Here is a 24,263-nt window from a genome sequence, read left to right on the forward strand (position 1 = left end):
CCCGCACCCTATTCTGCTTCGAAAGCGTCCCTGGTGATTTGATAGGACGCAAAGGGCTGGCCGAGATAATCTGTCTCGCGCGTCGCTGACAGACCGAGCTTTTCGGCAACGCGTATAGAGGCGATGTTGCCGGGCGCTATGTCCGCGATCACGCAGTCGAGGCCGAGCGTGGCAAAGGCATGAACAAGAACCGGTCTTGCCGCTTCCGTTGCATAACCTTTGCCCCAGCTGAATCTGTTCAGGCGCCAGCCGATCTCGATTTGTGGCCCGACTGCATCGGCGGGGATCAACAGTATCCAGCCGAGAAATTGCGTCGGATTGTCTTTGGCGAAGATTGACCAATAGCCGAGGCCATCACTGAACTTAGCCTCCATGCGGCTTGTCAGGAATAGTCGGTGTGCCTCCGGATCGTTCCACGGCCCCGGAATGAATCTCGTTACGTCCGGATCTCGATCCATGGCAAGGCAATCTTCGATATCCTTCATGATGCGCGGGCGCAGCACCAGACGGTCGGTTTCAAAAGTCGGAAGCACTGTTGTTCTCCACGGCTATCGAGACAAAAACGAAGATCCCAGGCAATCATAACCAAGCGCGGTGCCAATCGAAATTAAACGGCGCGAAGACAGCTTTTATGCTATTATGATTTTGGTCGGCACAACCATTAAGGAGGCCGCCATGAAGATCTCTCTTCCTGCTTCTGTCTATCTATACGACTATTACAGGCTGTTCTTGCAGCTCTGTGTCGTCGCGGCGATTGGATTTGTTATCTACTCGGCGCTGTTCGGATTGACCTGGTGACATTGGAAGCCATCAAAGCCGCCGGCCTTCGTGAGGCCGCCGGTCCGTATTGTTATGAGGTAGTCGACGATGGGCTTGAGCTTTCCCAACCGCAGCCGCAGTTATGATGCCTCGGCAAGGCGTATCCGCTTCACCGGCCATGACGGCATGTTCGAGGTCTCGTTTCTCGTCGACGCAGATGTCTTCCCGGGTTCGAATACCGAAGCCGGCTATCTTGCCGCCTTCGATAATAGACGTGAAGCGATCCAGAAGGCCGCAGCCAAAGCCTATGGCCATGCCCGGCGACGCCTCTACGTCCTGACCTCAAGCGATTTTCGCTGAGAAGACTACTCCGCTTCCTTCTTCGGGCTGACCCACCAGCAATAGACGGCCCCCATCGCCAGCAGCACGCAGGTGCCGAGGAAGACGGCGCGCATGCCGATATGGCCGCCCACGAAACCGCCCATCACGGGGCCTGCCACCTGACCGACATATTGCGACGAGATGGAAAGGCCGAGGATGCTGCCGGTGGCCGCATCCGGAACATTGTGCCGGATAACGGCGGTGATGCACGGCAGGAGGCCGCCGAGCGCCACGCCCATGAGGAAGCGCAGGCCGATCAATTGCCAGGCGGAGGTTACGAAAGCCTGTGGAATGAGCAGCAGCGCCGCGACGGCAAGGGCCGCCATGATGACCTGCCAGTAGCCGATGCGGTCGGCAAGCTTACCGAGCCATGACGACGACAGGATGCTGCCCAGCGCCGCGGCGGCCATGACAACGCCCGACACCATCGTCACATTGGCGTCGGTGACGAACTGCGCGACATAGACTGTGATGATCGGCTCGATCGACATATTGGCCAGCATCAGCAAAAGACCGAGCGACAGCATGGCGATGACGGGGCCTTTGTCGGGAATGGAGGCCCAGCTGCCGCTGGCCTTCGCGGCCTTCTTGCGAGCGCTGGATTTCTCCTCCTTGATCAGGAAAGTCGTTGCCAGAAAGGTGAAGAAGATCACGCCGCCGGCCAGCAGGAAGGTGCCGCGGATGCCGATGATCGGCGGCAGCGCGCCGCCAATCAAGGGTCCCACGAGATTGCCGGCCATGATACCGGCAGACAGCGTGCCCAGCGCCCAGGCCGAGCGATGCTTCGGCGTCTGCGCCGCTACCAGCACCATCGATCCCGAGGCATAGCCGCCGGCAAGACCGGTGAACAGGCGCAGCGCCACCAGCTGCCAGACATTGCCGGCCATGCCCATCAGCGAGATCGCCACCGTCATGCCGAGGCTGGCGCGGATCAGCATCAGCTTGCGGCCGTAGATGTCGCCGAGCCGCCCCCAGAGCGGCGCGACAAAGGCGGCTGCGAAGAAGGTGGCGCCATAGGCGATGCCCGACCATTGCACAATCGCCGCCTTGTCGGTGACGCCGAGTTCCTCGACATAGAGCGGCAGAAAGGGAAGCAGCAACGTCATCGCCACAATGGTCGTGAACGAGCCGACGAGGGCGACAATCAGATTCCGCATCCAGTGGGCGGTTTCCGGCTCGGCAGGTGCCGCTGCTTCCCATCTCGTCTCGGTCATTTCTTGGCCTTTGCATTCATTGTGTAAAACAGTTCCCGGCTGCCTGACGCCAGGATGTGACCCTTCGCGGCGGCGATCAGATCGGCGCGGGTGAACAGGTCGGGAAGATTCAGTCGGTTGACATCCAGCGCATAGACGGTGACGTGGTAGCTATGGATACGCTCGTCGTTCCAGGGCGGGCATGCGCCCATATAACCGCCATGCGGTCCATCCTTCAAGTTGCCGCCGCCGGCACCATTCTGGCCGCGCCGCCCATAGTCTGTGCGCTCAAGCGGCAAGCCGGTCGCGGAGGGACCATTGCCATCCGCGCCTTCGGCAAGCGCCCTTCTGGAGGCGGGAATATCGGCAAGAACCCAATGGACGAATTCCATCCGCTTGAAATCCCTAGGGATGGTCTTGTCGTCCTTGTTGAACAGCGAAAAGTCGGTCGGCACGTCCGGGTCGACCATGGCAATGGCGTAGGAGCGCGTGCCTTTCGGCCCTTTCGACCATGACAGCGGAAGACTCTTGTTCGGTCCAGGCGCCGATTTGTCGCTCGGCGTCGAAATGCAGGATGCATTCTCCGGCAACAGCATCCGACCGTCGCTCTTTTCGATCGTCACCTTGAGATCGGCCGCCAGCGCCGGCGTGGCGAGGGTGGTTGCGATGATGACGGTATTCAAAATCTTGAGCATGGTTTTCATGGTGTTGCCCTTTTGTGTTTCAGCTCGTTTGAGCTTTCCAGGGCAGGGTCTAGCAAATCCATTTGGAACGTCGGCGCACGCAAACGCTCAATATGCGGCCTGAAACGCTCAGGCGCTGCGCAGCCGGTCGGCGAAGCGGCGAGGGGAGCGGTAGCCGGTGGCAAGGGCCGCCTCGCGCAACGACAGTCCGTCTTCGGTTAGAAGCGTCGTCGCCAGCGCCACACGTTCGCTTGCCAGCACTTCACGCAGCGAAGTGCCCTCGTGCGACAGGCGGCGGCGCAGGGTCGCGTTGCTCGTCCCCAGCTCCGCGGCGATGAGGTCGGCGGTCCAGGGGTGATCGGGTTGCCAGCGCACCAGCGCGCGCACCGCCTCGGCTGTCGTCTCCGGTGAGCGCGGTAGGGCGCCGCGCATGGCGAGCACCATCAACACTTCCAGCAGGCGATGTTCGATCAATGCGATCGGCAGTCCGCCCTCGGCGATGCCTTCGCCGGCATGCTGAACCACGGTAGCCAGCAGCGCATCCAGCGGCAGATCGATCTGCGAGGCGATGTGGGCAGGTGGAAAGGCCTTGGCGGCGCGACGCACAAGCTCGTCGGGAAAGGTGATGAAGATCGCCCGGTAGACACCGCTTTGCGGGTCGGGATCGTTGACGACATCGCCGTTCCATCCGGCCGGCAGCACGATTGCTGTACCGGCAGCAAAGCGCCGATGCCTCCCCATGCTCAGGATTTCCTTGGAGCCTTCGAGGATGGCAACGATCGAAACCTGGGAAAACGCCGATCCGGCGATGCGCTCGCGTTCACGCGTGACGAAGGTGAAGAGCGAGGAGTAACTGCTAGCGCCGATGGGCGGCGTTATCGGACGGTTGTCCTTGGCCGCCAGGCGACGCAATTTTTCCAATATATGATGATGAGCCTCGGACACGACGATGGCTTCCTGCTGATGGGGCTACGGATAAGTTTGAACCACGCGGGCGTCGATGCCAAGTCCGCAAACCGCCCTCGCGGTTCGGTCAGTGCACATTATGAATTCATTGCAGCCCACAACCAGGCAACCGTCGGCTGTCCACTGCGCGAACGCCTATTTCGGGCGCAGCGTCCAGCCGCAGTGATCTTCGACAGGGCTGCGGCGAGCGCGGTCGTCGGGCCGCTCATCGGGCGCGCGTATGTCTCGGGGAGCAATCGCGTGGCATCGGTCATGGAAGCCTGCGCGAAAGCTACAGCAGTAGGGTTTTCGTCGTAGGCAACCTTTACCGCCTCGGCGATGGAGGCGAGATAGGCCGGTTGATCGCCTGCGCGGAACAATGCCCATGCGCCGGGGATTAATCGAACTTCGATTTCGGCGCCTGTTGCCTTTGCCGCTGCTTCGAACAGTTCGGTGGTCGGGCGGACGGTCGTTTCGACCGTGCAGAGGATGATCACCTTGCCGCCCGCTTTTACAGCCTCTTCCGCAAGCACGCCATCGGCTCTGATGATCGGAGCTGCGGCAGCGGTAGCGGCTTGCAAGGATGCCGGGCCGAGCGTGGAGCAGTTGAGGATGACGGCATCCGCATCCTGCGAAAGCCGCTGAAGGACGTCAGCCGTCTCCACAACGATATCCGCCGTCAACCCTCCCAACCGCTCGGCAGTCAGAAGGAGATCGGCGCGGACATGGTGATGAAGGACGTCAGCCGGGAGGCCAAGCCGCCGTGCTGCGTCCTCATAGATCGGGATATTGCTGTCGGCCGTGTGCAGGCAGGCTATTTTCACGGAATTCGTCTCGCCAAAGCCACACGATGCGGTGACGCTGCGCCGAACCTAGCCTTTGACGATCGTGCTGTCGATGTGTCGAATGCCACTGTCGAGCCGCCAGCCCATCAATCCGAGGCCAACTCTACGCCGAAGCGTACGTTATTCGGCTGCTGCCGCAATCGGCTCTATGTCGATTTCCTGGGTCACCCGCTCCTGGGCGACGTCGTCATTGCGCATGCGATATTGCGGAGAATTGTCCCGCACAGGAAGAAAAGCCGTAATCCGATAAACATCAGCCGCTTTTGGGGAAAGGCCTTTCATGCTCTTGAGGCGAACGGTCTGGCCGATGGGGAAACGATGGATGGGCACGGTGGACTACGTCTTTCCGACCACTTCTAATACAATGGCCTTGTTATCGTGGCGCTCGAGCGCGGATGTTGTTTATCGGAGGATGCATGTCCGGCAAAACGGCGGAACTGCCGCTTGCCGAACATCGTGGCTTGATTGTCTGCGGAGTGATTGCGGGCTGCCAGTACATCCGTGGTCAGCAACGCATTCCGTTCCAATCATGCCAATCTGAGTTTGGAAATCGAGCTGCGGCCCATGCCGTCCTGCTCCATTTCGAAGATCAGTTTCTGACCCTTTTTAAGCGTTTCCAGACCGGACTTCATCACGATCTTCGCATGAACGAAGATAGCGACACTTCCGTCCGTCGGCTGAATGAAGCCGTAGCCTTTTTCCAGGTCGAAATTCTTGACGATACCGTTGAACACTCTCTCTCCCCGGACTTGGCACAATCAAACGCCGACAAACGTGCCGTCGATAGTCAGACCATACGGTTGAGGAGATCAGCGGGTCGAGAACTCTGACGCCGCGAAGAGCTAAGCTGCTCAAAACGATAGATGCGCAACTATAGGATGATTGAGGCTTAAATAAGACCAGTCCTCGGTGAAAGGGCGAATAGGCTGTCGAATGCCGAATTTAAGCGGCGACATCGTGTCCATGCCGGCTTGGACGGCACAAGTGATATCTGATTGATGAACGGGTAATTTTTCCTCCGCCGTGCAACTTTTTTGGCATGTCGGCGGTTGCTCTTCCAGGTGACCGCTCCTATGTTCCGCATCACCTGCCGACGCAATTTTTTGCCAAGAGGAGATATGACCATGGCTTTCGAATTGCCTGAACTTCCCTATGATTACGAAGCCCTTTCGCCCTTCATGTCGCGTGAGACGCTCGAATATCACCACGACAAGCATCACAAGGCCTATGTCGACAACGGCAACAAGCTCGCTGCTGAAGCCGGTCTTGCCGATCTCTCGCTCGAAGAGATCGTGAAGAAGTCCTTCGGCACCAATGCCGGCCTCTTCAACAATGCTGCCCAGCACTATAACCACGTCCATTTCTGGAAGTGGATGAAGAAGGGCGGCGGCGGCAACAAGCTGCCTGGCAAGCTCGAAGCAGCCTTCGCCTCCGACCTCGGCGGCTATGACAAGTTCAAGGCCGATTTCGCCGCTGCCGGCGCAACCCAGTTCGGCTCCGGCTGGGCCTGGGTTTCCGTCAAGAACGGCAAGCTCGAAATCTCCAAGACTCCGAACGGCGAAAACCCGCTCGTTCATGGCGCCACCCCGATCCTCGGCGTCGACGTATGGGAACACTCCTACTACATCGACTATCGCAACCTGCGTCCGAAGTATCTCGAAGCCTTCATCGATAGCCTGATCAACTGGGACTACGTCCTGGAGCGCTACGAAGCCGCAACGAAGTAAACTTCGCCGCATCGGCTGGTTTTCGCACCCGGCGTCTCCTTGGCGCCGGGTGTTTTCTTATAAGCTGGCCGCCAACCACGTATCTGCCTGCCGCTTGCCAACCTAAGGAGGCTGAATGCCATCAGCACCGCTCTTCCGATTTGGTGTCATCGCCGATCCGCAATATGCCGATCTGGAGCCAAACCTGGCCCTCAATCGCTATCCGGCGAACAGCCTCGCCAAGCTTCGCGATGCGATAGAGGAATTCAACCGTCATGATCTCGCTTTCGTGGTGACGCTCGGCGATATCATCGATCGTGAATGGAAGAGTTTCGACGGCATACTCCCTGTCTATGAAGCGCTGCGCCACCCAAAGCATTTCCTGCTCGGCAATCACGATTTCGCTATAGCCCCTCAGCATCTGAAGGTTGTTCCCCCGCGCGTCGGCATGCCGTCGGCCTATTACGACTTCAGCCATGCCGGCTATCGCTTCATTGCGCTCGACGGAAACGAGATCAGCGTTTTTGCGCCGCCGGAAGACGATCCGCGTCGGGACGAGGCAAAGGCGTTGATGAAGGCGCTGGAGAACTCGGGCGCCCCGAACGGGCATCGCTGGAACGCCGCCATCGGTAGTGCCCAGTATGACTGGCTGGTCGAGAAGCTGCACGAGGCGAAGACGGCGGGCGAGAAGGTCGTGGTGATGAACCACTATCCGATCTTCCCCGAGGACGGGCATAATGCGCTCGATAGCGACCGGCTACTGGCGCTACTCGCACAACATGATCATATCGTCGCCTACCTCAACGGCCATAATCACGCCGGTAATTTCGGTGCTGTTGACGGCACTTACTTCATTAATTTCAAAGGCATGGTCGATACCGAGATCAGCAGCGCCTATGCGATCGTCTCTGTCTACGAGGATCGGCTTGATATCGCCGGCTTCGGGCGAGAGACGAGTAGGAGCCTGCCGCTGGGCTGACATGCGCATGTCAGCCGGTTGCGGCGGAGGCGCCGGTCTGCCAGCCGCTCACCCAGATCTGCCGCAACCTGTCACCTTCGCCCTTGAACCAGAGCCCCGTCGCCTGGCAATCCTCGATCCGGTCGCTGCGGAAATTGCGGATCGCCTGCCGCAGCTCGCACCAGGCGACGATATTGGCTGTTTCGGCATAATAGATCAGTGCGATCGGGCAGATCAGACGCTCGGTGGCGCGGCCGAATTCGTCGCGATAGGCAAGATCGAGCTTTTCCTCGTCGCGAATGGCGCGGCGCACCAGCGAGAGATCGATGGCCGAGGCCGATGGCGCGGCAAAACCCCAGGCATGCAGCGCATTGGCCTCGAAGGTCTGGCGCAGCGGCGGCGGTACGGCGCCGGCAATCTTGGCGCTGACACGCTTGGCCGCCTGCTTGAGCTCGTCGTCGCCGGTGCGTTCCAGTAGCGCCAGCGACAGCACGATGGCTTCCATTTCCTCGATCGAAAACATCAATGGCGGCAGGTCGAAGCCGGGGCGCAGGATATAGCCGATACCGCGTTCCCCCTCGATCGGCACCCGCATGGCCTGCAGGGCGGCGATATCGCGATAGACCGAGCGCACCGTCACCTCCAGCCGCTCCGCGATATCGGCTGCCGTAACAGTTCCCTTGGCCAGCCGCAGGATCTGAATGATCTCGAACAGGCGCGACGCCTTGCGCATTTCATCTTCCCGCATTGAAGGCTACTGACAACACCCTGTCAGTTGGCTTCATCTATATGACTGCCTATCGACTTGAAAATCAACAATTTCCTCTGCTGTATTCATGCAGAGAACGATAGGCAACTGACATGGGTTACGCTGAAAATCTCTGGCTCTTCTTTCTTCTTCTCCTCGGCATCATCATCGTTCCGGGCATGGATATGCTGTTCGTGCTTGCCAATTCCTTGACCGGCGGCAGCAATCGCGGGCTCGCCGCGACAGGGGGCATCATGCTCGGCGGCGCCGTGCATTCGTTGAACGGGGCCATCGGCATCGGTCTCCTGACGCATTTCGTGCCCGTTCTCTTCAATCCGCTGCTGGTCTTGGGCGGCGCCTATATGGCCTATATCGGCTACACGTTGATGCGCAGTTCCATTACCGTCGGCGGCGAGGCGCCTGCCGGCAGCCGTTCCGCCTGGAAAGCCTTTCGCCAGGGCGCAGTGACTTGCCTGATCAATCCCAAGGCCTATCTCTTCATCTTTGCCGTCTATCCGCAATTCCTGAAACCGGACTACGGCCCGATGTGGATACAGGCTGTCATTATGGGGGTCATGACCATGGTAACGCAGTTTTCCATCTATGGCGGCCTTGCCATCACCGCGGGACGCAGCCGCAATCTGCTGGTCGCCAATCCCGGAGCGACCGCCTTTGCCGGACGCGCCGCCGGATTGCTCCTCGTCGCGGTCTCGGCATTCACTGTCTGGGAAGGGTTGAAAATGGCATGATGCGGTGAGCGGGCAGGTGAGTATGTCGGGAACATGACACTGATTTTGCTGGGTTCTCACCACTTTGTGACTTCATTGCCGGAACGGAAACCGGCAAACATGTCGCTGGTAATGCGCCGGCCGCGCACGCGGTCCCTATGACGAGTAGAGAGGTAGGAGAACGAAATGAAGTGGAAAGCGATTGTGATGGCGACGGCTCTGGCCGGCGTCGCACTGGGTTCGGTCGTCGCAGCCGACGGCACGCATGATAGCCGCATCGGGATGATGAAGAAGATCGGCGGCGCGACAGGCGCTCTAGGCGCGATTGCCAAGGGTGACAAGCCATATGATGCCGAGATCGTAAAGGCGTCGCTGACGACGATCGCCGAAACTGCAAAGGCGTTTCCGGATCAGTTCAATCCGCAGAGCGACAAGACCGATGCCGAGGTCAACCCGAAGATCTGGGACAATCTCGATGACTTCAAGGCCAAGGCCGCCAAGCTTTCCACCGATGCCGAGACGGCGCTCGCCCAGCTTCCGGCGGACAAGGCTGGCGTCGGCGCGACGCTGAAGACGCTCGGTGGCAGCTGTGGCGCCTGTCATCAGGCCTACCGCATCAAGAAGGACTAAGCGGTAGGTCGATCTCGTCTCAGAATTGGTTTCGGCATCCGCACCGGCCTTGCCGCCGGCGCGGTGCCTTGTAGTTTTAAAGCCGAGCTAAGGGGGTAGATGTGATGGCGCGGTTTGTCCGGTGGCTGCTTTGCCTTGTCGGCGTGATCGTTCTTGGCTGTGGCGCGTTCTATGTGATCACCGCACCGTCGCCCTTGCCGGCAAGCCATTGGGCCAATCTCGGCGATCCCGATGTCAAGAATGGCGAGATGGTGTTCTGGGCCGGCGGCTGCACGAGCTGTCATGCGGCGTCCGGTGCGCAGGGAGACGCCAAGCTCGTACTGTCAGGCGGCCTGGCGCTCACCAGCCCCTTCGGCACCTTCCATGTGCCGAACATTTCGCCGGATGAGAAGGCCGGGCTTGGCAGCTGGACGCTTGCCGATTTCGGCAATGCCATGAAGCGTGGTGTGGGCAAAAACGGCGAGCATCTCTACCCGTCCTTCCCCTACGGCTCCTATACCCGCATGAGCGACAAGGACATCAACGATCTCTGGGCTTTCCTGAAGACGCTGCCGAAGAGCGACAATGTCGCCCCGCCGCATGAACTGCCGTTTCCCTTCAACATCCGGCTGGCGCTTGGTGCCTGGAAATTCCTCTATCTCAACGACCAGCCGCGCGTCGTGCTCGCCAATGCCGACGAGAAGGTCAAACGCGGCCAGTATCTGGTGGAGGGGCCAGGCCATTGCGGCGAATGTCACACCCCGCGCGACGCCCTCGGCGGCTTCTTGAGCGGACAATGGCTGGCCGGAGCACCCAATCCGGAAGGCAAGGGCCAGATTCCCGACATAACGCCCGGCTCGAAGGCGATCGGCAGCTGGAGCGTCGGCGATATCGCCAACTATCTCGAAACCGGCTTCACGCCTGACTATGATTCCGCTGGTGGTTCCATGGCCGAAGTGCAACAGAACATCGCCCATCTGCCGGCGGCCGACCGCGAGGCGATCGCGGCGTATTTGAAGGCGTTGCCGGCGCGGTGAGGCGAAGCTGTTCAGATCAACCCAAGCGTCGGGCGAGATAGAGATGCGTTTCGTAATGCAGCTCGTATTCGCCGCCTTGAGCGGTGATTGCGTCGGCGATCTCGGAAAGCAGAGCCTCCCGCCAATCGTCAGGCAAGAGCCGATAACTTGAGAGCGTGCGCAGCAGGTCGGTATAGCTTTGTGCGGTATGCGCTCGGCTCCAGCGATAGCATCGCTGTGTCGGCGCTTGAAAATGTTCGGACTGGCGCAGCAATTCGGCGAACGGACCATCCGGCAGATACCATGCCTCGGCTGGTGGTCCAGCGAACTGCGGTGCATAGCGGGCATGGATATCGGCGAATTTTTCCGCGAGTGGCGGCTCGGGCGGCATTGGCACATTGCCGAAAACCGCGAGCGTTCCATCCGGTGCAAGCTGGGCGGCTGTCTTGGCGAAGCGCAGTTCCGGTGAAACCCAGTGAAATGATTGCGCTGCCGCCACAAGCTTGAATGCTCCCGCTTCGCCCGGCCATGCCTCGAAGGTGGCCTGCGCAAAGCGAACCTTGGGAAACTCCTCCAGACCTTTCCGTGCGACCGCGATCAAGTCCTCGCCCGGATCGAGTGCGAGAACGGAAAGACCGCGGCGTGCAAACGCTTGCGTCGCCTGTCCCGTGCCGCAGCCGATTTCAAGGATCTCATCCCTGTCGTTGAGGCCGGCGAAGGCGATGACGTCGTCGAAAAGCGCTTCGGGATAGGTGGGGCGGGCATTGTTGTAGAGGCTGGCGACACCATCGAATGTGAACCGCTGTTCCAAGGCACGCCTCCAGTTGCAGATCAAAGCCGGCAGCCATTTTTCTAGCGCATTTCCGATAAAGCTTGTAGTGGCAGCAGCGCAGGATTCGACAAGGGGAGTGGGTGGTCGTGGACGCAAGGGTGGCGCAGAAAGTTCCCTATTTCAGCCAATGGGAAACGCCTGACATGACGCTGGCTGTCGTCGCCGAGGGCGCGCAGGTGGCTTTGCTGAGAGACCCGCTATGGGCGTCGTCCGGTGCCCGCACCGTCGAGGATTATGCCCGCTGGGCCGGCAATCTCTGCGGCATGGCGTGCCTGAAGATGGTGCTTGCCGCCCGCACCGGCAAAACAGTGCCGATCATGGATCTGGCTATGGGATGCAGAGATTACGGCGGTTATGTCGAAGAGGCGGATGGCCGGATCAAGGGGCTGATCTATGCGCCCTTCGTTCCCTTCGTAAGGGATCGCTTCGGTCTGCATGCCAGGGTCGTCACCGGGATTTCCGTCGCCGAGATTGCCGATATCCTCAGACAATCGGAGTTCTTCATTGCGTCAGTGCATCACTCGATCCGCTGGCCCGAGACCGAGCCGCCAATGAAGGGCGGCCATCTGGTGCTGGTCACGGGCATCGATGGAAGCAGGATTCGCTTCCACAATCCGTCCGGTCACGTCGATGCGACGCGTGAGAACGCGGAGATGTCGCTGGAGGTGTTCGAGAAGTTCTTTGCAGGCCGTGGGATCGCCATCGATCGTTAAAGTTTTGAGCAGCCGACGACGATCCCTCTAAAGGCCGGCATCAGGCAAGTGCCTGCAGATAGCGCATGCCGGTCACCGGCCGCGGCTTGAAATCCATGTTTTCGTAGAAACGGTGGGCCTGGACATTGCCTGTCGCGGCGCCCACGGAAAGGTAGCTGCAGCCGGACTTGCGGGCCACTTCGCGGGCGCGGTCGACGAGATGCTGCCCAATGCCGTGGCCGCGATGGCCGTCGCGCACGAAGAGATGATGCAGGTCCATGCCCCGCTGTCCCTCTTGCGCCTTGTAGAGCGGCACGAGGATGGCGTAGCCGATCAGCCCGTCATCGCCTTCAGCCACCAGCGCCGTGATCCAGGGCATCGGGCCGAAAAGATCGCGCTCGAGCTGTTCGGCGGTTGCGCCGGAGGGGTCGCCGTGATGGGCGGCCAGCAGCCGGATCATGTCGTTCAGTTCCGGCAGGTCGCGCGGCTGCGCATTGCGGATGGTCAGAACAGGCGGGCGAAGTAGTGAGATGTCGCTATCGTCTAGCATGGCATTCTGCGTCCTTGTTATTTCAATGAGCCGTCAGGACGCTGCCGATACAACAAAGCCGCCTGACGGCGGCTTGTTGACAAAATGATCTGTCTTGGCCGCCCCTTACAGGTACAGCCAAAAATACGAGCGATTGTGGAGCGCGTGCTTGATCATGGGCGCATAAATGATCCGCTTCAGCGCATTTGTCAATGGGGCCCTAATGCTCGTGTTCGCATAGTCCGTGATCCGAAAGCGCCCGGATCACATAGCAATCCTCGATGCTGTGGCCGTCGCAATGCGAGACGATGCGCTCCAGCTCGTGCTCCAGCCTCTTCAGCTGCGCGATCTTGATGCGCACATCGTCCAGGTGCTCACGCGCGATGCGGTCGGCGCCGACGCAGGGGCTGTCCGGATGCTGGCTAAGCGAGATCAGTTCCTTGATGGCGTCGATCGTCAGACCGAGGTCGCGGCCGTGGCGGATGAAGGCCAGCCGTTCCAGATCGGTCTTCGAATAACGCCGCTGGTTGCCTTCGCTGCGGTCAGGCTCCGAGATCAGTCCCATCTGCTCGTAATAGCGGATGGTCGGCACTTTCACGCCGGTACGCTTGGACAGCTCGCCGATCGACAACATGGCATAATCTCCAATACCTCTAGTCTCTAGAGCAATATATGCGAGTGCTTCGGGAATTTGCAAGGGCGGGCTTCCCTCTCCATCTTAAAAATAGTATACCCCCCTATATTATATCTCGAGGTGCAGATGTCCCACACCATTCGCCAGCAAGCCAAGCTCCTGTCACGCGTTCGTCGGCTGAAAGGCCAGATGGAGGCGGTGGAGCGTGCGTTGGAAGCGGAAAGGCCGTGCGGCGAGGTGCTGCAGCTTCTCGCCTCCATTCGCGGTGCGCTGACCGGGCTGACGGGTGAGATCTTGGAAGATCATCTGCATGAGCATGTGCTCCATGCCGAAAGTGACCAGGCCCGCCGCCAGGCGGTCGATGAAATATCCGATGTGCTGAAGACCTATCTGCGCTGATCGGGACTTCAACTTCAGCATGTTCAACAGGAGAATGATGTCATGAGTATTTCCTCCGAAATGGGCCATAGCCACGTCTTTCTCGGCTCTGATCATAGCCGCAACGAGAGGCGCATCTGGCTCGTCATCGCGCTGACGGCGGTCATGATGGTGGTCGAGATCGGCGCGGGCTCGGTCTATGGCTCCATGGCGCTGATTGCCGATGGCTGGCATATGTCAACCCATGCCAGCGCCATGCTGATTTCGGCGCTCGCCTATCTCTATGCGCGCCGGCACGCGCACAATGCGCGCTTCACCTTCGGCACCGGCAAGCTCGGCGATCTCGCCGGGTTCGCGAGCGCCATCGTGCTTGCGGGGATTGCTTTGCTGATGGGGTGGGAGAGCTTGCAGCGGCTCTTCAATCCGGTCGCCATCAACTTCCGTGAGGCGATTGCCATTGCGGTGGCGGGCCTCATCGTCAATCTCGTCAGCGCATGGCTCCTGCGCGGCGATCATGGCCACGATCATCATGGCCATTCCCATGCGCATGAGCACCATCATGACCACGACCACGCCCCCGGCGGCAAGGACAATAATCTGCGCTCGGCCTATATTCATGTCATCGCCGATGCAATGACCTCGGTTCTTGCCATTGCCGCGTTGCTGCTCGGCAGCCGTTTTGGCTGGACCTTCCTTGATCCGTTGATGGGCATCGTCGGCGGACTGGTGATCCTGCAATGGTCGTGGAGCTTGCTGCGGGCCTCCGGCGCCATTCTGCTCGACTTCATTCCGGTGGGCGAAGACTTGCCGGATGAGATCCGCGAAGCCATCGAAACCGGCGAGGATCGCATCACCGACCTTCATGTCTGGCAGGTCGGGCCTGGGCATCACGCGGCGATCGTGGCGGTGGCGACGCCCATGTCGCGCGACCCCGCCTTCTACAAGGCCCGGCTCGCCGATATTCATGAGCTATCTCACGTCACCGTTGAAGTCACGGTCGACAAGGCGGCATGAAATCGAGTAGCAATCGGAGTGGTCAGAGGCTTGCCGCATTCCTCGCATAGCCCTCAATCTGCCCGATTCTGCTGGAGGCCTTCGCATGCCCATATTGCTCACCCGCCGCCGCCTCGTGGCTGGCTCGGCGCTGCTCGTTCCCGCCCTGACATTCGGCCCGGATGTGCTGTTTGCCCAGGATAGCAGCGCCTCGCCGCAGCCCCCTGCCGCAACGGACAACGCGGCAACACCGGATGCCAGCGGGCAGGGAACGGATGGAACCGATGCGGCGCAGGACAATTCGCAGCTCTCCGACGATGTCGACAAGCAGTTGGCGGATCTGGAAAGGAAGACCGGCGGCCGGCTCGGCGTTTCGGTGTTGGATACCGAAACCAATATTTCGCTCGGCCATCGTGAGGAAGAGCATTTTCCGCTGTGCAGCACCTACAAGGCGCTCGCCGTCGGTTTCGTGCTGGCGCGCGTCGACCAGGGTGTCGAGAAGCTCGACCGTCGCGTTGCCTATGGCAAGGACAAGGTTGTCACCTATTCGCCGGAAACGGAAAAACATGCCGGCACCGATGGCATGACCATTGCCGAGCTTTGCGGTGCTGCGATCACGCTGAGCGACAACACCGCCGGTAACCTGCTGCTCGAAAGCTTTGGCGGTCCTGCGGCACTGACTGCGTGGCTGCGCACCACCGGCGATACGGAAACCCGCCTCGATCGCAACGAGCCAGACGTCAATCAGGCGATCAAGGACGATCCGCGCGATACGACGACGCCGGACGCCATGCTCGACAGCATCGGTCTTCTGACGCTCGGCAATACGCTGTCGGAAACATCCAGGGATCAACTGGTCAACTGGCTCGTCGGCAACACCACGGGCAACAATCGCCTGCGCGCCGGACTGACGAAAGAGTGGAAGGTCGGCGACAAGACCGGGACCGGCAATAACGGCTCCTATGCCGATGTTGCCGTCATCTGGCCGCCGGAGCGCGGCCCGATCCTGGTGACGACCTTCGTCGCCGAGGGCACGGCGCCGGCGAAAGATATCGAAGTCGTCTTTGCCGAGGTCGGCAAGATCGTCGTCGGCATGGTCGGGCAATAGCAGGAAATACGGTAGATAAAACAAGGCGATGCGATCGTGATGTGAATCAGGATCGCATCGCCTTCATGTAACGTGGCAATAGGTTTAAACGAGAGACAAGGCAGAGGACGTGCTGTCCGTTTCCTTGTCGTCGTCGCTATTGTTGACGCCGAGCTTCTGCTTGATCTCATCGGCGATCTGGTCGTTGATGGCCTTCTGATCGTCGGCGGACAGCGACTTGAAGGAGTCTTCCGTCAGACCGTGCGCATCGAGATATTGCGCGCGGATCTTTTCGGCCGGCGTCATGTTCGCCCATTTGGCAAACTCATCCAGAATATCCTGATTGGACTGTTTGGCCGATGCCGCCGCGCTGCTGTTGCTTGCAGCCGACGAATCGTCTTCATCGGTGCTGCCGTCGGATGCCGAAGCCGATGTCGCGCCGATCTGGCTGAGCCAGAAGCCGGACGAAATGGAAGAGGGGACACCGCTAGACGAGATCGAGGGTCCTTGCGATTCTTCCTGCTGATCGCCATCGCCGCCCGGCAGGGTAAAAGGCGTGCTGTCGTCACCATCGGCATCCTGCTGGCTGCTGCGGATCGGTGTGCTGAAGTAATTCTGCGTGCTGTGGTGCACTTTCATCGTCATATCTCCCTGTAGGGTTTGACGCGACGATGACTCCGCAAACCTGTCCGGGGCTTGTGCGTCCGGCGTTTCTCAGGTGCCGCAGAAGGTCTGCAGCACCCGTTCCGCCGGCAGGGGCGGCTCGGCATAGGGCGCAAAAGCGGGCTGGTCCTCATAGGGTTTGGAAAGCACCTCCAGCAGCGCTTCGAACAGCGAGAAATCCTCGTCCTCGACCGCCGCCTGGATCGCCTGCTCGATTCGGTGGTTACGGGGAATGAAGGCCGGGTTGGCCTTTCGCATGGCCTGCGCGCGTGCTGCCGTAGTCCGGGGGTCGCGCTCGAGCCGCTCGCGCCAGCGGTCAAGCCAAGGCGTCACGGAGTGCGGATCCTCGAAGGTCGCGGCAAAATCCGTGACATCGTCATCGGCGACCAGAGAGGCAAGCCGGCGGAACGCCAGCGTAAAATCGGCGCTTTGCTGCTGCATGATCGCCAGCAGCGATTGGATCAGCTCAAGATCGCCATCTTCTTCATTCGCCAGACCGATCTTGGTGCGCATGCCCGCAAGCCAATGGGCCTGGAAGCGCTCGCCATAGGCCTTGATGACGGTGTTCGCCAGGCCGATCGCCGTGTCGGCGGATGGGTCGATCAGCGGAATCAGCGTTTCTCCGAGGCGCGCGAGGTTCCATTGGCCGATCGCCGGCTGGTTGGCATAGGCATAGCGGCCGTTCCGGTCGATCGAGGAAAATACGGTTGCCGGGTCATAGGCGTCCATGAAGGCGCAGGGACCGAAGTCGATCGTCTCGCCCGAGACGGTCATGTTGTCGGTGTTCATCACGCCATGGATGAAGCCCACATGCAGCCAACGGGCGATCAGCGCCGCTTGCCGTTCGGCCACGGCTTCCAGCAGCGCCAGATAGGGGTTCACCCTGTCTCTGATTTCAGGATAATGGCGCGCAATGACATGATCCGCCAGTATTCGCAGGCTGTCGGTATCGCCGCGAGCGGCAAAGAACTGGAAGGTGCCGACGCGGATGTGGCTCGCGGCTACGCGCGTGACGATCGCGCCGGGCAGTACCGTCTCACGGTAAACCGGCTCCCCGGTGCTCACAGCCGCCAGTGCCCGTGTTGTGGGAATACCCAGCGCGTGCATGGCCTCGCTGACGATATATTCGCGCAGCACCGGGCCGAGCGCCGCACGTCCGTCACCACGCCGCGAGAACGGCGTCGGACCAGCGCCTTTAAGCTGAATGTCGCGTCGTCTGCCGTTGCGGTCCTTCACCTCGCCGAGAAGGATAGCGCGACCATCGCCGAGCTGCGGCACGAAATTACCGAACTGGTGCCCGGCATAGGCCATGGCAATCGGTTGTGATCCCGGCAAAAGCTGGTTTCCCGAAAAGATCGCGGCGCCATCACGCTCCAGCGCGGCTACGTCGAGCCCGAGCTCCCGCGCCAGCGCCTCGTTGAATTTGATCAGTCGCGGCGCCGCCACAGCCGTCGGCGCCTGGTCCGCGAAGAACTGCTGCGGCAGGCGCGCATAGCTATTGTCGAAGGGAACGGGTGGTGCTTGAAACGCAGCTGTTTCGGAAGGAAGAGAGCTCATGTCTTTAAGGTAGGGCGGGCGAGGAGGGCATGCAAGGCGCTTGTTTCCGGTGGGATAATATCCTACTTTATCTTACCCGCTACGAGGATTTTGACATGAATGAGAAGCTGAGTATCTCGCTCCCCAGCGAAATGGTGGCTGCGATCAAGAGCCGGGTCGATGCCGGCGCCTATGCGTCCACCAGCGAGGTGCTGCGTGCGGCGGTAAGGGTCTGGCTGCGGGAAGAGGAGGAATATCAGGAGCGCATTTCGGCAATCCGGCAGAAGATTTCAGCTTCCATGGATGATCCCAAGCCAAATTTGAGTGGACATGAGGTAAAACAGCGTCTCAGTGCTTTTTTTGACAAGCACCGCTAAACTATGGAGCGATATGCGGTCGAATATCGCCCGGCGGCGATGGAAAATCTGCTTGAGATCGCAGCCTATGTGTTCGAGCAAAGCCAGAATATTAAAACGAGCGAAGCCTATCTCGACCGCATCCACAGGCGCTGCGAAAAGATCGGCGACGCTCCGTTTGGCGGTGTCGCCCGAGATGATCTAGCTCCCGGCATCCGCATGGCCGTCTTCGAGAAGAGCGTCATTATTCTTTATGTTGTCGTGGATACGGCAGTCTGGATCACCAATATCTTTTTCGGTAGCCGAGACTACGAAACACTTGTGACTCGTCCCTGACCCTCTGCCATCTCCCCTGCCATTTCCGCGAGCTTCCTCACCGTGTTGAGATTTCTCGCCGTTCCGGCCTTCAGCGCCGGCAGTTTCAATTTCGAGCGCCCCGAGCCATCGGGATAGTGGATGTAGATTTCCCTGCCTGCCGCCTGCACCTCCTCGCCACCGGGGGCGACGAGCTTGTCGAGCACATCCTTCGGCGCTGCCTCCGGAAGGAAGGTTACGAGCAGATAGTTCGGCTTGGCGTGCGGGAAGGGTGAACCCTCCGCTACGGTCTCCAGCTCCCGGCGGCTGCGCAGGATCACGCCGGGCGATTTGCCCATTTTGCGCGCCAATACCTCCTCTAGCCGTGCCTGTACCGAGGCCTCGGTCTCATCCGAGCGGAAGAGCACATTGCCGCTCTGGATATAGGTCTTCACATCAGTGAAGCCGATCTCCTCGCAGAGCGCCTTCAGTTCCGCCATCGGCAATGTGCCGGTGCCGCCGACATTGACGGCACGCAGCAGGGCGACAAAGACGGTCATCCGCTCCTCCCGGCATTTCGCCTACATCTTATTCGCGACCTTGATGGCGAAGGAATATTCGAACGCCACTTCCTCCAGGCGCTGGAAACGACCTGACGCACCGCCATGACCGGCATCCATGTTGGTCTTCAACAGGATCGGCGCATCGCCCGTCGTCTTGTCGCGCAGCTTGGCAACCCATTTCGCCGGTTCCCAATAGGTAACGCGAGGATCGGTGAGACCGCCGAGTGCGAGGATGGGTGGGTAGGCCTTTTCGCCGACATTGTCATAGGGGCTGTAGGCGGCGATCTGCTCGTATTCTTCCTTGCTGTCGATCGGGTTGCCCCATTCGGGCCATTCCGGCGGGGTCAGCGGCAGGGTGTCGTCAAGCATGGTGTTAAGCACGTCGACGAAGGGGACGGCGGCGATGATGCCGGCGAATTTTTCCGGCGCCATATTGGCAACCGCGCCCATCAGCATGCCGCCGGCCGAACCACCCTCGGCGATGATCTTCGCGTAAGAGGTGAACTTCTGCTCATTCAGATAGTCGGCAGCGGCGATGAAGTCCCTGAACGTATTGGTCTTCTTCTCCATCTTGCCGTCTTCGTACCACGAAAAGCCCTTGTCCTTGCCACCGCGGATATGGGCGATGGCATAGACGAAGCCGCGGTCGGCAAGCGACAGGCAATTGGTGTTGAAGCCGGACGGAATGGCGATGCCATAGGCGCCATAGCCATAGAGCAGGCAGGGAGCCGAGCCGTCGAGCGGCGTGTCCTTGCGATAAAGCAGGGTCACCGGCACCTGTTCTCCATCCCACGCAGGCGCGAAGACGCGGCGGGTGACGTAATCAGCCGGATTATGGCCTGAGGGCACTTCCTGGGTCTTCAACAGGGTACGCTCGCGCGTCACCATATTGTAGTCGTAGAGCTGGCTCGGCGTCGTCATCGACGAATAGGAGAAGCGGATGACATCCGTATCGTATTCCGCAGCCCCTTGCAGGCCGAGCGAATAGGCCTCCTCTTCGAAGGCGATGGAATGTTCCTCGCCGCTGCGGCGGTCGCGGATGATGATGCGCGGCAGACCGTCCTTGCGCTCCAGCCAGATGAGGTGGCGGGCATAGGCCATGTGGCTGAGGATCAGCGTGCCTGGCTTGTGAGCAACGACTTCGCGCCAGTTTTCCTTGCCCGGTCTGTCGGCCGGCGTCTCCATGATCTTGAAATCCTTGGCGTCGCCGTCATTGGTAAGGACGTAGAAAACCTCTCCGCCCTCCGTGATCTCATATTCGATCCCCGTGTCGCGGGCGGCCACCAATTTGGGTTCGGCCGTCAGGTCCGAGGTCGGGATGATGCGGTATTCGCTGGTCTCATGGTCGTGGATATCGATGAAGATATAATCATCCAGTAAGGAACCGCCGACGCCCATGAAGAAGCCGGCGTCTTCCTCCTCATAGACCAGACGGTCGTCGGATTGCGGCGTGCCGATAATGTGATGGAAGATCTTCGACGGGCGATGGTTCTCGTCCTGCAGCGTATAGAAGAAGCTCTTGCCGTCGGGCGCCCAGACGCCGCCGCCGCCGGTATTGTCGAGTACGTCGGCAAGATCCTCGCCGGTCTCGAGGTTACGAACCTTCAGCGTGAAATATTCCGAGCCCTTGTCGTCATAGCCCCAGATGCCGTGGCTGTGGTCTGTGGAATGGTCGATGCCGGAGAGGCGGAAATAGGACTTCCCTTCATTCTCCTTGTCGCCGTTCAGCAGCAGCTTGCGGTCGCCGCCGTCGCGCGCCTCGCGGAAATAATGCGGCTGCTCGCCACCTGTGACGAAGAGCGTGCCGTAGGCGTAAGGGCCGTCCTTGACCGGCACTGAGCTGTCGTCTTCCTTGATGCGGCCCTTCATCTCGGTGAAGAGTGCCTTCTGCAGGTCCTTCGTGTCGGCCATCGCGGCGTTCATATAGACATTTTCAGCTTCCAGATGCCCGCGGATTTCCGGGGCCAGAATCGATGGGTCCTTGAACATCGCCTGCCAGTTGTCGGCGCGCAGCCAGGCGTAATCATCGCTGCGGCTGATGCCGTGGCGCGTATCCGTAACGGGCTTTTTCGGGGCAGCAGGCGGCGTCGGGAGGCTCTTGAAAACTGACACTGGAGCGCTTTCTCTGGTATGAAAGTCGGATGCGAGGAGAAGAGAGAAATAGAGGGCGGCCGCGCGAGGTTCAATAGGCAAGTATGCTCTCAAGCTTCATGCAAGTCGTGGTAATTAATCTCGGGTCAACAGGCGGCGTGCGGAAAATCCGAGGGGGTCGTTGCCTTGATGAGACCACATTCTTTACCGAAGTCGGCATACACTGCGTCGACATAAAGGCGGCTGAGCTGCCTTCCGTAATGGAATGGACGCGATCAAATCCAGAATAATGCAAGGGACCAGTCTTCATGCTGAAACTCGTTGCCATCCTTATCCCCTTGGCTTCCATCGCAACCTCTGCCTTCGCCGTCGATCCGGCCATGAAGAAGCAATTGGAAAAGCTTGATCCCTCCGAACGCATGGAGCAGGCATGTGATGTAGAGGCCATGAAGCGGATCGGCACGGACAAGACGGGTTTCAAACCGGACAAGGTCATCGCTTATACGTTTGGCGACCCCGCGATGAACACCGATTCCATGAATGCGCCCGGCGCTGTCTTCCGCAGCAAGGGCGACTGGTATCATCTCTCGTATAATTGCGTCACCGGCCCGCAGCATGTTCATGTTCGGGAAATGAGCTACCAGATCGGCGACAAGGTGCCGCGCGACAGCTGGCAGAAGCACTATCTCTATAATTGAGCGGCCGGTGGATTACGCCGGGGTCTAGCGTGGCTTCTGGCCTTCCACGCGTGCAAGTTCGGACAGGATGCGCTCCTGCACATCGGGCGGCTGGCGGCGGACGGCATCCGTCACGTCGCGCAGCGTTGCCCTGAGGCTGTGCAACTGGTCGACCAGATCCATGACAACATCGACACCCGGCTCGTTGAGGCCCATGGCGTTGCTGAGATCGAGAATGAGCTGGCCGCGCGCAATATCGGCCTCGCGGAAATTCCTGCCCCGGTCGGTGATTTCCGGAACCAGCCAGCCTTGCGAGATCCAGACTTCCAGCACTGTCGTCTCGATTTCGAGGTGCAGTCGAAACTCTTTCTCTTCCATCACCTATTCTCCCATGGTCTTTCTGGGATCTTGCGTCTTGCCTGCCTCCCACTCGGAGACGAAACGCGTGAGCTCGGGGTCGGCCGCATCGGGAAGGACTACCTTCAAAGTGACGTAGGCGTCGCCGTTGTCCTTGCCGCGCACCGGCACGCCCTTGCCCTTCAGCCGCAGCACCTTGCCGGAATTGGAATTCGGCTGCAGCGTCACGGTGACGGCGCCGGATGGGGTGGGCACGCGGACCTTTCCGCCCAGCACCGCCTCCGTCAGTGAGATCGGCAGTTCCAGCCGGATATCGTCGCCATCGCGCGTGTAGAACCGGTGCGGAGGCACATGCACCGCGATCAGCGCATCTCCGGGCTTGCCGCCGTTAAAGCCCGGATCGCCCTTGCCCTTCAGCCGCAGCGTCTGTCCGTCGCGCGTGCCCGGCGGTATCTGGACGTCAAGCTCCGGCCCGTCGGGCAGGCTGATCTGCCTTTTCGCGCCGTTGATGGCGTCAAGAAAGTCGACTTCCATTGTATAGTGACGATCTTGACCCTGCATCTGGGATTGGCCTCGGCTGCGCCGCGAGAAGAAATTGGAAAACATGTCGTCGGCATCGCCGAAATCGGCAAACCCGCCGGCATTCTGATAGGGGCCGCGCTGGCCTTCATTGGCGGCGTAATCGCGGTAATAGCTGCGCGGCGGCTTCTCGGCGCCGCTGCTGTCGATCTCGCCACGGTCAAAACGCGCGCGTTTTTCCTCGTCGCCGACGATGCCGTAGGCCGCCGAGACTTCCTTGAATTTGTCCTCTGCCTGCTTGTCGCCGGGGTTGAGGTCGGGATGCAGCTTCTTGGCAAGCTTGCGATAGGCGCTTTGGACATCCTTTTGTGGGGCATCCCGTTTTACGCCCAGAATTTCATAGGGATCGCGGCTCATGCATGTCTCTCTTTGGGAGCACCGAAAAATACGCAGATAGTGCTAGGGCGGTCTCATATCAATCGTAACATAGACGTGGTTTGGTTGAAGCCCGCAGCCTTGTGCTTTGTATGCTCAGTGCATTGTGATGGAAATGGCCACATTTGCCGCCGGTTTGCCATATTTCCGGCGTGTTGCCGGATGATGGCGAGCGTCGACGTGAAAAGCTGTGGCAATCACAGGCTTCTTCCGCCAGATCTTATTGCTCGATCCACTCGGTGGCTGCCCGATGAACCGTTTTTTGCTGACGTCCGCATTCCTTTTCGCCACCGCCTCGGTCGTCGTGGCTGCTCAGCCGACGCAACCGCCGGCCGGTTGGCCTGAGTTGCCGCCGAAGGCTCCGGCCTCGAACGTCAAGCTCGTCGAGCCGCATCTGCACGTCAATCGGGCCGGCAAGGGTGCGCCGCGCATTGCTCTGACGTTCGACGCCTGCATGGGCAAGACCGATCCGCGCATTCTGAGCACTCTGGTCGATCAGCGTATCCCGGCGACCATCTTCGTCACCGCGCGCTGGCTGCGCACCAATCCCGATTCTCTTGCTGTCTTCCTGGCCCATCCCGATCTCTTCGAGCTGGAAAATCACGGACAGAACCATATTCCCGCTGTCGATGTCCCCACAAAGGTCTATGGCATTCCCGCTGCCGGATCGCCGCAGGCGGTGGCCCAGGAGGTCAAGGGCGGGAGCGATGCGATGATCGCCGCCGGCATTCCGCAGCCGCGCTGGTTCCGTGGCGCGACCGCGAAATATACGCCGGCCGCCATCATGCAGATCCGCGGCATGGGCTATCGGATCGCCGGCTACTCGGTGAATGGCGACAGCGGCTCGCTGCTGCCGGCCAGGATGGTCGAGAAGCAATATGCCTCCGCCAAGGACGGCGATGTCATCATCTCCCATATCAATCAGCCTACGCATGCAGCCGGCGAGGGCGTGGCGGCCAGCATTCTGGCGCTGAAAGCCAAGGGCGTGCAGTTCGTCCGCCTGCAGGATATCCCTGAAAAAGGCGACGACGGCACCACGAACTGATGGCGTAAAGC

Annotated in this window: 32 protein-coding genes; 15 read left to right on the plus strand and 17 right to left on the minus strand. The window is 60.1% G+C overall.

Translation table 11 applies throughout. The features are described from left to right. Positions 1 to 8 precede the first annotated feature (8 nt). Positions 9 to 533, minus strand: a complete 525-nt coding sequence (locus A6U86_RS01265) for a GNAT family N-acetyltransferase (protein ID WP_068385254.1) — start codon at positions 531 to 533, stop codon at positions 9 to 11. 142 nt (positions 534 to 675) lie between these two features. Here A6U86_RS01265 and A6U86_RS36005 point away from each other — a divergent pair, with 142 nt between their 5' ends. Both A6U86_RS36005 and A6U86_RS01270 read left to right on the plus strand, forming a co-directional pair. Continuing rightward, positions 676 to 798, plus strand: coding sequence for a hypothetical protein (locus A6U86_RS36005; protein WP_272955707.1), 123 nt, complete (start codon positions 676 to 678; stop codon positions 796 to 798). 69 nt (positions 799 to 867) lie between these two features. Further along, positions 868 to 1,119, plus strand: coding sequence for a DUF1488 domain-containing protein (locus A6U86_RS01270; protein ID WP_068385257.1), 252 nt, complete (start codon positions 868 to 870; stop codon positions 1,117 to 1,119). A 5-nt stretch (positions 1,120 to 1,124) separates the two neighbouring features. Here the strand turns inward: A6U86_RS01270 and A6U86_RS01275 are convergent, their stop codons facing one another. The 6 genes from A6U86_RS01275 to A6U86_RS01300 all read right to left on the minus strand — a co-directional run bounded on the left by A6U86_RS01275 (position 1,125) and on the right by A6U86_RS01300 (position 5,540). Further along, positions 1,125 to 2,354, minus strand: coding sequence for an MFS transporter (locus tag A6U86_RS01275; RefSeq protein WP_068385260.1), 1,230 nt, complete (start codon positions 2,352 to 2,354; stop codon positions 1,125 to 1,127). Continuing rightward, positions 2,351 to 3,037, minus strand: a complete 687-nt coding sequence (locus A6U86_RS01280; RefSeq protein ID WP_068385263.1) for a YbhB/YbcL family Raf kinase inhibitor-like protein — start codon at positions 3,035 to 3,037, stop codon at positions 2,351 to 2,353. Before A6U86_RS01280 ends, A6U86_RS01275 begins: the two co-directional genes overlap by 4 nt. Before the next feature lie 108 nt (positions 3,038 to 3,145). Next, positions 3,146 to 3,961: an AraC family transcriptional regulator gene (locus A6U86_RS01285; protein ID WP_068385266.1), complete on the minus strand. Its 816-nt coding sequence runs from the start codon at positions 3,959 to 3,961 to the stop codon at positions 3,146 to 3,148. 98 nt (positions 3,962 to 4,059) lie between these two features. Beyond that, positions 4,060 to 4,785, minus strand: a complete 726-nt coding sequence (locus A6U86_RS01290; RefSeq protein WP_068385269.1) for an aspartate/glutamate racemase family protein — start codon at positions 4,783 to 4,785, stop codon at positions 4,060 to 4,062. Positions 4,786 to 4,926: 141 nt separating this feature from the next. Next, the gene (locus A6U86_RS01295; RefSeq protein ID WP_068385271.1) at positions 4,927 to 5,136 is read right to left on the minus strand and encodes a hypothetical protein; all 210 of its coding nucleotides are present in this window, start codon (positions 5,134 to 5,136) and stop codon (positions 4,927 to 4,929) included. 197 nt (positions 5,137 to 5,333) lie between these two features. Then, positions 5,334 to 5,540, minus strand: coding sequence for a cold-shock protein (locus A6U86_RS01300; protein ID WP_068385273.1), 207 nt, complete (start codon positions 5,538 to 5,540; stop codon positions 5,334 to 5,336). A gap of 390 nt (positions 5,541 to 5,930) precedes the next feature. Between A6U86_RS01300 and A6U86_RS01305 the strand changes: the two genes are divergently transcribed. Continuing rightward, a complete protein-coding gene (locus A6U86_RS01305) occupies positions 5,931 to 6,533 on the plus strand; it encodes a superoxide dismutase (RefSeq protein WP_068387638.1) in 603 nt (200 codons plus the stop codon). A 115-nt stretch (positions 6,534 to 6,648) separates the two neighbouring features. Continuing rightward, positions 6,649 to 7,491, plus strand: coding sequence for a metallophosphoesterase (locus A6U86_RS01310; protein WP_068385276.1), 843 nt, complete (start codon positions 6,649 to 6,651; stop codon positions 7,489 to 7,491). Between the two features lie 10 nt (positions 7,492 to 7,501). On the opposite strand, the gene A6U86_RS01315 is transcribed toward A6U86_RS01310, so the two are convergent. After that, positions 7,502 to 8,203: a YafY family protein gene (locus tag A6U86_RS01315; RefSeq protein ID WP_068387641.1), complete on the minus strand. Its 702-nt coding sequence runs from the start codon at positions 8,201 to 8,203 to the stop codon at positions 7,502 to 7,504. 128 nt (positions 8,204 to 8,331) lie between these two features. On the opposite strand from A6U86_RS01315, the gene A6U86_RS01320 reads away from it, so the two are divergent. The 3 genes from A6U86_RS01320 to A6U86_RS01330 all read left to right on the plus strand — a co-directional run bounded on the left by A6U86_RS01320 (position 8,332) and on the right by A6U86_RS01330 (position 10,592). Further along, positions 8,332 to 8,967: a LysE family translocator gene (locus tag A6U86_RS01320; RefSeq protein ID WP_068385279.1), complete on the plus strand. Its 636-nt coding sequence runs from the start codon at positions 8,332 to 8,334 to the stop codon at positions 8,965 to 8,967. 165 nt (positions 8,968 to 9,132) lie between these two features. Further along, a complete protein-coding gene (locus A6U86_RS01325) occupies positions 9,133 to 9,576 on the plus strand; it encodes a cytochrome c (protein ID WP_068385282.1) in 444 nt (147 codons plus the stop codon). Positions 9,577 to 9,677: 101 nt separating this feature from the next. Then, positions 9,678 to 10,592 carry a cytochrome c gene (locus A6U86_RS01330; protein WP_068385285.1) on the plus strand — a complete coding sequence of 305 codons (915 nt, stop codon included), beginning with the start codon at positions 9,678 to 9,680 and terminating at the stop codon, positions 10,590 to 10,592. Between the two features lie 16 nt (positions 10,593 to 10,608). On the opposite strand, the gene A6U86_RS01335 is transcribed toward A6U86_RS01330, so the two are convergent. Further along, positions 10,609 to 11,382: a bifunctional 2-polyprenyl-6-hydroxyphenol methylase/3-demethylubiquinol 3-O-methyltransferase UbiG gene (locus A6U86_RS01335; RefSeq protein ID WP_068387644.1), complete on the minus strand. Its 774-nt coding sequence runs from the start codon at positions 11,380 to 11,382 to the stop codon at positions 10,609 to 10,611. 107 nt (positions 11,383 to 11,489) lie between these two features. Here A6U86_RS01335 and A6U86_RS01340 point away from each other — a divergent pair, with 107 nt between their 5' ends. Beyond that, positions 11,490 to 12,116 (plus strand): C39 family peptidase, encoded by a 627-nt coding sequence (locus A6U86_RS01340; RefSeq protein WP_275507228.1) that lies wholly within the window; start codon positions 11,490 to 11,492, stop codon positions 12,114 to 12,116. A gap of 40 nt (positions 12,117 to 12,156) precedes the next feature. Here the strand turns inward: A6U86_RS01340 and A6U86_RS01345 are convergent, their stop codons facing one another. After that, positions 12,157 to 12,645, minus strand: a complete 489-nt coding sequence (locus A6U86_RS01345) for a GNAT family N-acetyltransferase (RefSeq protein WP_068385291.1) — start codon at positions 12,643 to 12,645, stop codon at positions 12,157 to 12,159. A gap of 199 nt (positions 12,646 to 12,844) precedes the next feature. Further along, positions 12,845 to 13,258, minus strand: a complete 414-nt coding sequence (locus tag A6U86_RS01350) for a helix-turn-helix domain-containing protein (protein WP_068385294.1) — start codon at positions 13,256 to 13,258, stop codon at positions 12,845 to 12,847. Positions 13,259 to 13,384: 126 nt separating this feature from the next. Between A6U86_RS01350 and dmeR the strand changes: the two genes are divergently transcribed. The 3 genes from dmeR (at position 13,385) to bla (ending at position 15,737) form a co-directional block, all read left to right on the plus strand. Next, positions 13,385 to 13,657 (plus strand): Ni(II)/Co(II)-sensing transcriptional repressor DmeR, encoded by a 273-nt coding sequence (gene dmeR, locus A6U86_RS01355; RefSeq protein ID WP_068385297.1) that lies wholly within the window; start codon positions 13,385 to 13,387, stop codon positions 13,655 to 13,657. A 42-nt stretch (positions 13,658 to 13,699) separates the two neighbouring features. Beyond that, positions 13,700 to 14,650 (plus strand): CDF family Co(II)/Ni(II) efflux transporter DmeF, encoded by a 951-nt coding sequence (gene dmeF, locus A6U86_RS01360; protein ID WP_068385300.1) that lies wholly within the window; start codon positions 13,700 to 13,702, stop codon positions 14,648 to 14,650. Positions 14,651 to 14,735: 85 nt separating this feature from the next. Then, the gene (gene bla / locus A6U86_RS01365) at positions 14,736 to 15,737 is read left to right on the plus strand and encodes a class A beta-lactamase (RefSeq protein WP_068385303.1); all 1,002 of its coding nucleotides are present in this window, start codon (positions 14,736 to 14,738) and stop codon (positions 15,735 to 15,737) included. An 84-nt stretch (positions 15,738 to 15,821) separates the two neighbouring features. Here the strand turns inward: bla and A6U86_RS01370 are convergent, their stop codons facing one another. Then, entirely contained in the window at positions 15,822 to 16,355 is a 534-nt protein-coding gene (locus A6U86_RS01370; RefSeq protein WP_068385306.1) for a hypothetical protein, read from the minus strand. A 75-nt stretch (positions 16,356 to 16,430) separates the two neighbouring features. After that, positions 16,431 to 17,936 carry a YdiU family protein gene (locus A6U86_RS01375; RefSeq protein ID WP_068385308.1) on the minus strand — a complete coding sequence of 502 codons (1,506 nt, stop codon included), beginning with the start codon at positions 17,934 to 17,936 and terminating at the stop codon, positions 16,431 to 16,433. Positions 17,937 to 18,031: 95 nt separating this feature from the next. Between A6U86_RS01375 and A6U86_RS01380 the strand changes: the two genes are divergently transcribed. Next, positions 18,032 to 18,292, plus strand: a complete 261-nt coding sequence (locus A6U86_RS01380) for a ribbon-helix-helix domain-containing protein (RefSeq protein WP_068385312.1) — start codon at positions 18,032 to 18,034, stop codon at positions 18,290 to 18,292. 39 nt (positions 18,293 to 18,331) lie between these two features. Then, positions 18,332 to 18,607: a type II toxin-antitoxin system RelE/ParE family toxin gene (locus tag A6U86_RS01385; RefSeq protein WP_244509816.1), complete on the plus strand. Its 276-nt coding sequence runs from the start codon at positions 18,332 to 18,334 to the stop codon at positions 18,605 to 18,607. Here A6U86_RS01385 and A6U86_RS01390 read toward each other — a convergent pair. Together A6U86_RS01390 and A6U86_RS01395 are read right to left on the minus strand one after the other, a co-directional pair. Beyond that, positions 18,580 to 19,125 carry a DUF1697 domain-containing protein gene (locus A6U86_RS01390; protein WP_068385318.1) on the minus strand — a complete coding sequence of 182 codons (546 nt, stop codon included), beginning with the start codon at positions 19,123 to 19,125 and terminating at the stop codon, positions 18,580 to 18,582. The two genes, A6U86_RS01385 and A6U86_RS01390, sit on opposite strands and share 28 nt — an antisense overlap. A gap of 21 nt (positions 19,126 to 19,146) precedes the next feature. Next, complete coding sequence (locus A6U86_RS01395) at positions 19,147 to 21,240, minus strand: S9 family peptidase (protein WP_068385321.1); 2,094 nt, start codon at positions 21,238 to 21,240, stop codon at positions 19,147 to 19,149. Positions 21,241 to 21,527: 287 nt separating this feature from the next. On the opposite strand from A6U86_RS01395, the gene A6U86_RS01400 reads away from it, so the two are divergent. Continuing rightward, a complete protein-coding gene (locus A6U86_RS01400; protein WP_068385324.1) occupies positions 21,528 to 21,917 on the plus strand; it encodes a DUF930 domain-containing protein in 390 nt (129 codons plus the stop codon). Between the two features lie 24 nt (positions 21,918 to 21,941). Here the strand turns inward: A6U86_RS01400 and A6U86_RS01405 are convergent, their stop codons facing one another. Both A6U86_RS01405 and A6U86_RS01410 read right to left on the minus strand, forming a co-directional pair. After that, a complete protein-coding gene (locus A6U86_RS01405; protein WP_068385327.1) occupies positions 21,942 to 22,274 on the minus strand; it encodes a chaperone modulator CbpM in 333 nt (110 codons plus the stop codon). 3 nt (positions 22,275 to 22,277) lie between these two features. After that, on the minus strand, positions 22,278 to 23,189 hold the full coding sequence (locus A6U86_RS01410; protein WP_068385329.1) for a DnaJ C-terminal domain-containing protein: 912 nt from the start codon (positions 23,187 to 23,189) through the stop codon (positions 22,278 to 22,280). A 268-nt stretch (positions 23,190 to 23,457) separates the two neighbouring features. Between A6U86_RS01410 and A6U86_RS01415 the strand changes: the two genes are divergently transcribed. Further along, positions 23,458 to 24,252, plus strand: a complete 795-nt coding sequence (locus tag A6U86_RS01415; protein ID WP_068387648.1) for a polysaccharide deacetylase family protein — start codon at positions 23,458 to 23,460, stop codon at positions 24,250 to 24,252. The last annotated feature ends 11 nt before the right edge of the window (positions 24,253 to 24,263 follow it).

Source organism: Rhizobium sp. AC27/96, from assembly GCF_001692325.1.
Classification (GTDB): Bacteria; Pseudomonadota; Alphaproteobacteria; order Rhizobiales; family Rhizobiaceae; genus Rhizobium.

Excerpts from the sequence above, each read along its gene's own strand:
- A6U86_RS36005 (WP_272955707.1), top strand. The coding sequence starts at position 676 with ATGAAGATCTCTCTTCCTGCTTCTGTCTATCTATACGACTATTACAGG.
- A6U86_RS01270 (WP_068385257.1), top strand. The coding sequence starts at position 868 with ATGGGCTTGAGCTTTCCCAACCGCAGCCGCAGTTATGATGCCTCGGCA.
- A6U86_RS01275 (WP_068385260.1), bottom strand. The coding sequence starts at position 2,354 with ATGACCGAGACGAGATGGGAAGCAGCGGCACCTGCCGAGCCGGAAACC.
- A6U86_RS01280 (WP_068385263.1), bottom strand. The coding sequence starts at position 3,037 with ATGAAAACCATGCTCAAGATTTTGAATACCGTCATCATCGCAACCACC.
- A6U86_RS01305 (WP_068387638.1), top strand. The coding sequence starts at position 5,931 with ATGGCTTTCGAATTGCCTGAACTTCCCTATGATTACGAAGCCCTTTCG.
- A6U86_RS01310 (WP_068385276.1), top strand. The coding sequence starts at position 6,649 with ATGCCATCAGCACCGCTCTTCCGATTTGGTGTCATCGCCGATCCGCAA.
- A6U86_RS01315 (WP_068387641.1), bottom strand. The coding sequence starts at position 8,203 with ATGCGCAAGGCGTCGCGCCTGTTCGAGATCATTCAGATCCTGCGGCTG.
- A6U86_RS01320 (WP_068385279.1), top strand. The coding sequence starts at position 8,332 with ATGGGTTACGCTGAAAATCTCTGGCTCTTCTTTCTTCTTCTCCTCGGC.
- A6U86_RS01325 (WP_068385282.1), top strand. The coding sequence starts at position 9,133 with ATGAAGTGGAAAGCGATTGTGATGGCGACGGCTCTGGCCGGCGTCGCA.
- A6U86_RS01345 (WP_068385291.1), bottom strand. The coding sequence starts at position 12,645 with ATGCTAGACGATAGCGACATCTCACTACTTCGCCCGCCTGTTCTGACC.
- A6U86_RS01350 (WP_068385294.1), bottom strand. The coding sequence starts at position 13,258 with ATGTTGTCGATCGGCGAGCTGTCCAAGCGTACCGGCGTGAAAGTGCCG.
- dmeR (WP_068385297.1), top strand. The coding sequence starts at position 13,385 with ATGTCCCACACCATTCGCCAGCAAGCCAAGCTCCTGTCACGCGTTCGT.
- dmeF (WP_068385300.1), top strand. The coding sequence starts at position 13,700 with ATGAGTATTTCCTCCGAAATGGGCCATAGCCACGTCTTTCTCGGCTCT.
- bla (WP_068385303.1), top strand. The coding sequence starts at position 14,736 with ATGCCCATATTGCTCACCCGCCGCCGCCTCGTGGCTGGCTCGGCGCTG.
- A6U86_RS01370 (WP_068385306.1), bottom strand. The coding sequence starts at position 16,355 with ATGAAAGTGCACCACAGCACGCAGAATTACTTCAGCACACCGATCCGC.
- A6U86_RS01375 (WP_068385308.1), bottom strand. The coding sequence starts at position 17,936 with ATGAGCTCTCTTCCTTCCGAAACAGCTGCGTTTCAAGCACCACCCGTT.
- A6U86_RS01380 (WP_068385312.1), top strand. The coding sequence starts at position 18,032 with ATGAATGAGAAGCTGAGTATCTCGCTCCCCAGCGAAATGGTGGCTGCG.
- A6U86_RS01385 (WP_244509816.1), top strand. The coding sequence starts at position 18,332 with ATGGAAAATCTGCTTGAGATCGCAGCCTATGTGTTCGAGCAAAGCCAG.
- A6U86_RS01390 (WP_068385318.1), bottom strand. The coding sequence starts at position 19,125 with ATGACCGTCTTTGTCGCCCTGCTGCGTGCCGTCAATGTCGGCGGCACC.
- A6U86_RS01400 (WP_068385324.1), top strand. The coding sequence starts at position 21,528 with ATGCTGAAACTCGTTGCCATCCTTATCCCCTTGGCTTCCATCGCAACC.
- A6U86_RS01405 (WP_068385327.1), bottom strand. The coding sequence starts at position 22,274 with ATGGAAGAGAAAGAGTTTCGACTGCACCTCGAAATCGAGACGACAGTG.
- A6U86_RS01410 (WP_068385329.1), bottom strand. The coding sequence starts at position 23,189 with ATGAGCCGCGATCCCTATGAAATTCTGGGCGTAAAACGGGATGCCCCA.
- A6U86_RS01415 (WP_068387648.1), top strand. The coding sequence starts at position 23,458 with ATGAACCGTTTTTTGCTGACGTCCGCATTCCTTTTCGCCACCGCCTCG.